Source organism: Nocardia sp. NPDC046763, assembly GCF_040645495.1.
Lineage (GTDB): Bacteria > Actinomycetota > Actinomycetes > Mycobacteriales > Mycobacteriaceae > Nocardia.
The window spans coordinates 1-3,284 of the sequence record NZ_JBEYYI010000080.1 but is presented as its reverse complement, the minus strand read 5'-3'; the positions used below and the strand labels follow the sequence as shown (position 1 = coordinate 3,284).

The 3,284-nt window shown below is 65.4% G+C and carries 3 protein-coding genes; all 3 read left to right on the top strand.

All coding sequences use genetic code 11. The annotated features are described in order from the left end of the window. The coding region (locus ABZ909_RS43440) for an MCE family protein (protein WP_357012327.1) at positions 1 to 869 on the top strand (869 nt) is incomplete at its 5' end. Next, positions 866 to 2,110 carry an MCE family protein gene (locus tag ABZ909_RS43435; RefSeq protein ID WP_357012325.1) on the top strand — a complete coding sequence of 415 codons (1,245 nt, stop codon included), beginning with the start codon at positions 866 to 868 and terminating at the stop codon, positions 2,108 to 2,110. The genes ABZ909_RS43440 and ABZ909_RS43435, both read left to right, overlap by 4 nt. Then, positions 2,107 to 3,284, top strand: a 1,178-nt coding sequence (locus tag ABZ909_RS43430; protein ID WP_357012323.1) for an MlaD family protein, incomplete at its 3' end; no start/stop codon positions are given. The genes ABZ909_RS43435 and ABZ909_RS43430, both read left to right, overlap by 4 nt.

Genomic DNA, 3,284 nt, shown 5'->3' with positions numbered 1-3,284 from the left:
AGCGCACCGCCGTTCCGGTGGAATGGGATGACATCAAGGCCGAGCTGACCAAGCTGTCCACCGCCCTCGGCCCGATCGGCGAGGACAAGCAGGGCTCCTTCGGCCGGGCCATCAATACCGCCGCCGACAACCTCGGCAATGGCAATGCCCAGGCCTTCCGCGACACCCTGAAAGAGCTGTCCAGCACGCTGAGCACGCTCTCCGACGGTCGCACCGACCTGTTCGGCACCATCCAGAACCTGCAGAAGTTCGTCGATGTGCTGTCCAAGTCCAACGATCAGATCGTGCAGTTCGGCGGCCGGTTGGCCTCGGTCTCCTCGGTGCTCGCCAATGTTTCGACCGATCTCGGTTCCGGCTTGGACAATCTCGACTCGGCCATCGGCGACGTGAAGCGGTTCCTGGACCAGCGCGGCGGCGCACTGACCGAGAGTGTGCAGAAGCTGGCCGACGCCACCCAGATCCTCGCGGACAAGAAGCCGGAACTGGAGCGCATCATGCACTCCGCCCCGACCGCGCTGGCGAACTTCTACCAGCTCTACAAGCCGGCCCAGGGCACGATAACCGGCGCCCTGGGTGCACCGAACTTCGCGAACCCGACCGCCTTCCTGTGCGGCGGCGTCGAGGCCGACCCGGTCAACGATTCCCAGCACAGCGCCGAGCTCTGCAAGCAGTACCTGGCGCCCGTGATCCAGTCGCTGATGATGAATTACCCGCCGCTGCTGGTGAATCCGGCGACCGAGCAGAACGCGTTCCCGAATCAGCTCACCTACAGCACGCCGGACCTGGCCAACCAGACCCCCGCGGCAGACGGTGCACAGGTCGCCTCCCCCAAGTCCCTCGCCGATCTGCTGACTGGAGGTGGACGATGACCAGTCGCCGACGAATTCGCCTGGCGGGCATGGCGATCAGCCTGGTCGCGCTGTTCGGTGTGGGCGGTTGCTCCTGGGACGGCTTGAACTCGGTGTCCATGCCGGGTGCGCCCGGCACCGGCGCGGGCGCCTGGCATGTGCGCGTCCAGATGCCGAATGTGACCACGCTGACCCGTAATTCGCCGGTCATGGTGAACGACGTGGCGGTGGGCTCGGTCACCGGCATCGAGGTCGAGAACTGGCACGCCCTGGTCACCCTCTCCCTGGACAAGGGAGTCACGCTGCCCGCCAACGCCATCGCGCGCATCGGACAGACCAGTCTGCTGGGCTCCAACCACGTGGAGCTGGCCGCACCGACCGATCAGCCGGCGCAGGGCCGTTTGCAGGACGGGGATCTGATCCCGCTCGACCGTGCCGCGGCCTACCCGACCACCGAGCAGACGCTGTCCTCACTGTCGGTGGTGCTCAACGGCGGTGGCATCTCCCAGGTGGAGACGATCACCAAGGAACTCGACGCGACCTTCAAGAATCGCACCGATGCCATCCGGGATCTGTTGCCGCAGTTGAATCAGCTGACCACCACCCTGGACAAACAGACGGCCGACATCATCGCCGCCATGAGTGGGCTGGACCGGTTCGCCGGGGTGTTCGCGCAGCAGAAGGACGATGTCACCAAGGCCATCACCCAGATCCACCCGGCGCTGACCGTGCTCGCCGACCGCCGTGAGAACATCACCAAAGCCATTACGGCACTGGGTGGTTTGAGCGACACCGTGCAGAAGGTCATCGACCAGGGCGGCGACAACCTGAAGGCGGACCTGTCCAACCTGGAGCCCGCGTTGCAATCGCTGGCCTCGACCGGCGGCAAACTCGCCGACTCGCTGCAGTGGCTGCTGTCGTTCCCGTTCCCGATCAAGAACATCGACAAGGTCATCAAGGGCGACTACATGAACCTGTTCATGACCGTCGACCTCACCGGCGCCCGGCTGGACTCGAACTTCCTCACCGGCACGCCGCTGGGCGGCAGCCTGGGCGGTGCCCAGGCCACCCTCGGCACCGGTATCACCGGCGCGAAGACCCCGCAGGGCATCGGTGACCCGCTCACCGATCCGCTGAAGACCGCGCCGCAGACCACCACGCCGACGCCGACCCCGAGTATCGCTGGGCTGCCGCCGATTCCGGGTCTGCCGGCCATTCCGGGCCTGACCGTGCCCGCACAGCAAGGGGGTGACGGGAAGTGAAGCTCACCAAGTTCGTCAAGGTACAGCTGGCCATCTTCTCGGTGCTGACCGTGATCGGCCTGACCGTTATGGGCGGCGACTACGTGAAGCTCCCGGCCATGCTGGGTATCGGAAGGTACGGCGTCACGGTGCAATTGGCCGCTACCGGCGGCCTGTACCCGACCGCCAACGTGGCCTACCGTGGCACCAATATCGGCAAGGTGGAGGACGTCAAACTCACCCCGGCCGGTGTGGACGCCAAGCTCTCCATCGACAGCGACTACAAGATCCCCTCCGATGTGACCGCCTACGTGAAAAGCGTGTCGGCCATCGGTGAGCAGTTCGTGGATCTGGTCCCGGCCGATAATCCCAAGGGCGGCAACCTGCACGACGGCTCGGTCATCCCGGTAGACCAGACCAAGCTGCCGCAGGACGTCGGAGCCATGCTCGATCAGGCGGACCGGCTGCTGTCCACCGTCGCGGACACCAAGTTGCAAGAGGTCATCAACGACGCCTTCGTCGCCTTCAACGGCGCGGGCCCGGATCTGCAGCGGTTCATCGACTCGGCGTCGCTGCTGGTGCAGTCGGCCAAGGACAACACCGACGCCACCAAGGATCTGCTGGACAAGATCGGCCCGCTGCTGGACACCCAGAACCAGACCTCGGACGATGTCCGGACCTGGACCAAGGACCTCGCCACGGTCACCGATCAACTGCGGGAACATGATCCTTCGCTGAAGGCGATCCTGCAGAACACGCCGTCCACGCTCGACAAGGTGAACTCGACCTTCCAGAATCTCAAGCCGACCTTGCCGATCATGCTCGCCAATATGCTCAGCGTCGGCCAGGTCGGGCTCACCTATCACGCCGGGCTCGAGCAAGTCCTGGTTCTTTATCCGCCGCTGCTGTCGGCACTGCTGACCGCCATTCGCGGGCCTGTGCAGTACGGCGCCATGGTCGACTTCATGCTCGGCCTGAACGACCCGCCGGGTTGCACCACCGGCTTCCTGCCGGCGTCGGAGCGACGCTCGCCCGCCGATCTTTCCCCGATCGACACCCCGGACAACATGTACTGCAAGGTGCCGCAGAACGCCAAGGAGGCCGTGCGCGGTATCCGCAACACCCCGTGTGTCGATGTGCCGGGCAAGCGCGCGCCGACTCCCGAGCTCTGCCACGATCCCAACGGCTACCAGCC